This is a genomic window from Clostridium sp., from assembly GCF_032552055.1.
In the GTDB taxonomy this organism is placed as follows: Bacteria; Bacillota; Clostridia; order Clostridiales; family Clostridiaceae; genus Clostridium.
The window spans coordinates 1-4,926 of sequence record NZ_JAWGSV010000238.1 but is presented as its reverse complement, the minus strand read 5'-3'; the positions used below and the strand labels follow the sequence as shown (position 1 = coordinate 4,926).

Genomic DNA, 4,926 nt, shown 5'->3' with positions numbered 1-4,926 from the left:
AGCTGTATTAGAACAGCTTTTTATATAGGGAAATAGCACCTAGTATTTACTAGATGCTATTCACAATAATTGTTTAGGGTTTAAGCAGTAAATACCTATTAGCATTTGTTTAATGTGGTTTTGTGCATTGGGAACTTATATTCTTAAAACTAATAAGTATTTATACATATATTATAAATTTTGTTATAAAACTACTCAATATCAACTACCATTTTTTCACTGTGACAATTTTATAAAAATAACACCTAAGAACATTTCTTAGGTGAACACAAATATTGAAAAATGAGTTATAATATTATTTTGTATTAATAGTTAACAATGCTTATCTAGTAAGTGTTTTCTTTATTATGGATGACTCTAGGCAACGTAAATTTTCTTACTAGATATGGCTTATTATATTAAATACATAATTTAAATCAATATAGTTTATTGATTACTAATTATATTGGATAAATGTACATTACCTCCCCTCTGCATCTCTTTACTTTTCTCTTTAATAAGTTTTTCTAACTCCTTTAAATCTTCTAATGTTGCTTTATTTCTTATAAAGCACCTTGCACTAGCCCTATTCCTTAAATAATTTGCATATTCTCTATTCTTTTCTCTCCATCTTTTATCTGCATTCCTTTGTGCTTCACTTGTTTTTCTCATTTTAACCCTCCTATTTTAGAAAAAGATTAACTATTGGTTCTAACTAAAAAACATATTTGGGGTAATTTTTTATAAACATTATTATATAATCTTATTCTGAGGTCAATATTACTTACAATTATTTCACTGTGACAATTTTAGGTAAATAAAAAGCACTCTTAACTAAGGTGCTTAAATTTTAAACAATATCCATTTGTAACTTTTAGAATCATATTTGACTTCAAAGATTTTCTCTATCCCATTTATTGTAGATGTACAAGTAAACTTCTCCATTATATTCCCTGCAAGCTTTTCCTTCTCACTTTTTAGTATCTTATTAACCTTAATGACTTTAGATCCATCTTCTTCAATTTTAAATTTAATTGGATTAATTGAGCCATCTTCATTGAACCAGGCTATCATTTGAATTGGTTTAGCTACAACTTTCATAATACCACCCCTATATTGGTAATTCTTAATGAAATTATAGCGAACAAACGTTCTTTTGTAAAGTGAATTTTATTATTAGTTATTTATGTTAGTATATTACCTTAAATTCCATCTTCATCTTCTGCATCATAATCCCTACCATTGGGAAACAAGCCTCCATCATCATCTTCATCTTCTTTACCATTAATGCTATTACATTCTTCAAGTACATCTTTAAGATTACTTAAACTCATGTTATACAATTCATCTTCTGTATACTCTAAATCATACTCGTACACAGTATCTAAAATATAGTCAATATAGTTTTCTAAAAAAATTTCTTTTTTAGTCATTATCATCACCTCTTTTTTATGTATAATTAGCTTCTCTATTACTTAAACTTTTATTTTAACTATTTTATTTTAGGCTCTGTTTTAAAATAATGTTGATATTATATTGAATTTAAAAGACCAGTGATTTCTAAATCACTGGTCTTTAGTTCGTAATAGATAAAAAGTATGAATTATTATATTTAAAGTTAAAATACAAAACCTTTTGTTGTATCATATTCTTTGCGTTGAATTGAAACCTCTTTTAGCCACTCATCTATTTCTTCCTTATAAAAATATAGTTTGCCATTTACTATGAAGTGAGGAAACATCATACCTGTATAACTTCCACTTGATTCTAATTTCTTCTTTTCTGTTTCCATTATTCCTTGAACTTCTTCCTCTGTCATTCCAAGATAGTTAGCAACTTGAGATACATTCATGACATTACTATCTATAGTAGTCTTTTGTATTTGCATATTTGTTGATTTTTGTATTGAATATCCCAACCAAGCTGAACTTAATAATATACACAATGCAACTATAATTATTGATATTGGTAGTAATTTATTATTTTGCAAAATACAGCCCCCTTTTTTATAATGAATAATTTAATACTATTGTGGAATAATTTATATTTTTATTATACATTATATTTGACTTAAAATTACATGAATATTGGGTGAATATTTTTAAATTCCTTTATTTTAGTATAATTATAAGATATACTACTATGAACAATAAAGTTTTTGACTCTAATAGATTCTTTTTCTGAACTAAATGTATTTATCCATTTATGCCACTTCATATAATTACTAAGATATTTTGTTGCAACACCATTAAACCTACTCATCCATCTTTTTAAATTCGAATGAAGGCTATTTATATGTTGAATATGATATATATCTTCTTTATGTTTACCTCTTTTAATTCTCTTATGTTCTAATTCCATATCTTCTGCAAATTGTATATAACTCTTATGGCTATCAGTACAAAGAATAGAGTCTTCTCCTATACGATTAGCATAAAGTTTTTTCAATTCATCAGAAGTCATTCTTCCTGTGCATAATAACTCTATAATTAAGTTTCCTTGCCTATCAAGAGCTGTCCCAACACATACTTGTTCTTTAGAGATACCTCTTTTCTTAACTTGTTTACCTCTTTTACGAGAAGGTCTCGGCATATTTACAGTTTTAGTTCCTTTGTATGAATAAGCAAAGAAAACTTCATCTGCCTCAACTACGCCATCAACAGAACCTACACCAAGAAATTCACTTATACTGTTAAGAAGTTTATGTCTCCAAAAGAAACTTGTTGCTATATTTATTTCAACTATTTCAGCACATTTCCTTATTGAATAACCATTTAACATGCATTTAGCATATTTAATCCATTTATCCAAAGTTTTTTTGCTGTTATATGTTGCAGAGTTAGTGAAATCAGTAAATGTCTTTCTACAATTTTTGCAAATATATCTTTGCTTATTATTATATTTACCATTTCTTAATATATTTTCCCCTTTACAATAAGGGCACACTTTCCCCTTAGAAAATCTCGTTTCTTTAACATCTTTAGTAACTTGAGTAATTTGAGAACCTGAAATAAGACGTTCTTCTAAAAGGGCTAAAATTTGTGTTTGTTGATATAAAGATAAATTTTCAATTTCTGATAATATAGATAATACATTTGCCATAATTAAACCTCCACAACTCTTCATATTAATATTATACCCTTACTTGAAAATTTTAATCAATAATCAACACTTAATTAAAACAGAGCCTTATTTTATAATTATCTAATTTCTTTCTACCTTCGCAAATATCCAATACCTTTTGTCTTGTATCATATCTATCATCACCTTTAATTCTATGTGTTGTATGGCCACTAAATCCTACTGGCTTAGCATCCCCACCTACTGCTATAATATTGGGTGCAATTCCCTTCCAGTTTGTCATTTTTATTCTTGCATCAAAACATTGTGCATCTGTCCCTAAAAAATCCCTCAAATTTTTAGCTTCTCTTTCATCTACCTCATTACAATAACATACTGCATACTTCATTTTATATTCCTCCTTAATATTAACATTTTGATTATTTAATAAATTTAATTCTGCTTGGATCATGTTTAAAAATCTTTGCCACCCCATATCTAAAGTTCTATGAGGGCAATACTTATTGCTAAAATCTTGATGTTTCTTTACGTTATTAATGGACCATCCATATTCTTTTAACAATGCTGCTACTTCTTTAGCAGCTCTTTGCTCTGCCTTTATAAATCTATTTCCACCTGACTTACTGTAGCAAATTTCTATAGCTATATAATCTCTGTTACCAGGTCCATTCCCTCCATCTCCTGCATGCCAAGAATTTCTATTGAATGGTATTAATTGAATTGCTTCTATATCATCTATAGCTATATGAAATGATACTTCTGCATCATTATCCCACCTATTAACATTATTTCTTTCAGCTAATGCACTTGCATCATTTGCTGTATTATGAATACATATTCCTTTTGGTGTCATTGAGTATGGACACTTAACTCCATATTTATTTGAATCAATTAACATTCGTTTTAACATTTATTATTCCACCTTTCTAAATTAAAAGAAGCAAGATATTACTCCTGCTCCTTCTTTGCTCTACTTATTTGTTTTCCTGTTTGATTAATCCCTACTGCAACTCCCCAACACAATATACCTTGTAGAATTGCATTTATTATAGCTTCATACAAAACCTTGTACTGACTATTAAAAATATTTAACAATACTGCAAATGTTATAGCTAATAACATTAATATCAAAGTAATGTAATTATCCTTAACACTTTCTAACTTCTTTAGGAATATGCCAAAGACATATATTGCAGCAATAAGTATTAATAAGTTTTCTGGTATAAAAGTTAATAAATTTTCCATTCTAAATCTCTCCTTTTTCTTTTAAAGCTCTGTCTAATTTATAATCCATAGAATTCATTTTTGAATCCATATGATCTACTTTCCTTACTAAGTTCTCTGTTAATATTCTATTACTTATACTTAGTTCCTCATTAGTTTTAGTAACTCTATCCAATGTCATTTCAACTCTTGGCCATATCTTTTTATACAAAAACCAAATAAGTAAAATACACATGGCTACTGGAAATACAAAGGTATTAAATAACCCTGTTACTTCATTCATTTTGTACCTCCTTTCTTAAAATTTAGGCTCTGTTTTAAATAAAGGTTGATAACAGAACATATAAAAAAGTGGACAAAACTAACTTTGTCCACTTTTATTTTAAACTACAATATTCAAAACTATTTATAAAAATTCAACTAAACTCATGCTTTAATTTTGTAGTCTATCCTTATTTGAAATTATTCTATTTTTATCTACTTTGAAAATGTTAAATTATATATTAGCCAATACAAGAATAGATAATAAAAATACCATAATGGTTGTTCCTGTTGTAGCAAGAATGTTCAACAATTTATATATTTTATGTTTATCTTTAAACAATTTTACTAAAATATACATTATTAATAATCCTACTATGC

The 4,926-nt window shown here is 27.3% G+C and carries 8 protein-coding genes; all 8 read right to left on the bottom strand.

Features of this window, described 5'->3' with window-relative positions:
• Window positions 1-426 precede the first annotated feature (426 nt).
• The gene (locus E6248_RS13200) at window positions 427-651 is read right to left on the bottom strand and encodes a hypothetical protein (protein WP_316341256.1); all 225 of its coding nucleotides are present in this window, start codon (window positions 649-651) and stop codon (window positions 427-429) included.
• A 171-nt stretch (window positions 652-822) separates the two neighbouring features.
• On the bottom strand, window positions 823-1,080 hold the full coding sequence (locus E6248_RS13195) for a hypothetical protein (protein WP_316341255.1): 258 nt from the start codon (window positions 1,078-1,080) through the stop codon (window positions 823-825).
• Window positions 1,081-1,181: 101 nt separating this feature from the next.
• Window positions 1,182-1,412 carry a hypothetical protein gene (locus E6248_RS13190; RefSeq protein ID WP_316341254.1) on the bottom strand — a complete coding sequence of 77 codons (231 nt, stop codon included), beginning with the start codon at window positions 1,410-1,412 and terminating at the stop codon, window positions 1,182-1,184.
• 185 nt (window positions 1,413-1,597) lie between these two features.
• Window positions 1,598-1,969, bottom strand: coding sequence for a helix-turn-helix domain-containing protein (locus E6248_RS13185; protein ID WP_316341253.1), 372 nt, complete (start codon window positions 1,967-1,969; stop codon window positions 1,598-1,600).
• Window positions 1,970-2,055: 86 nt separating this feature from the next.
• Window positions 2,056-3,081 carry an IS1595 family transposase gene (locus E6248_RS13180; protein ID WP_316341252.1) on the bottom strand — a complete coding sequence of 342 codons (1,026 nt, stop codon included), beginning with the start codon at window positions 3,079-3,081 and terminating at the stop codon, window positions 2,056-2,058.
• A gap of 70 nt (window positions 3,082-3,151) precedes the next feature.
• On the bottom strand, window positions 3,152-3,970 hold the full coding sequence (locus tag E6248_RS13175) for an N-acetylmuramoyl-L-alanine amidase (protein ID WP_316341251.1): 819 nt from the start codon (window positions 3,968-3,970) through the stop codon (window positions 3,152-3,154).
• A 38-nt stretch (window positions 3,971-4,008) separates the two neighbouring features.
• Window positions 4,009-4,305: a phage holin family protein gene (locus E6248_RS13170; protein WP_316341250.1), complete on the bottom strand. Its 297-nt coding sequence runs from the start codon at window positions 4,303-4,305 to the stop codon at window positions 4,009-4,011.
• Window position 4,306: 1 nt separating this feature from the next.
• Window positions 4,307-4,567, bottom strand: a complete 261-nt coding sequence (locus tag E6248_RS13165; RefSeq protein ID WP_316341249.1) for a hypothetical protein — start codon at window positions 4,565-4,567, stop codon at window positions 4,307-4,309.
• Between the last annotated feature and the right edge of the window lie 359 nt (window positions 4,568-4,926).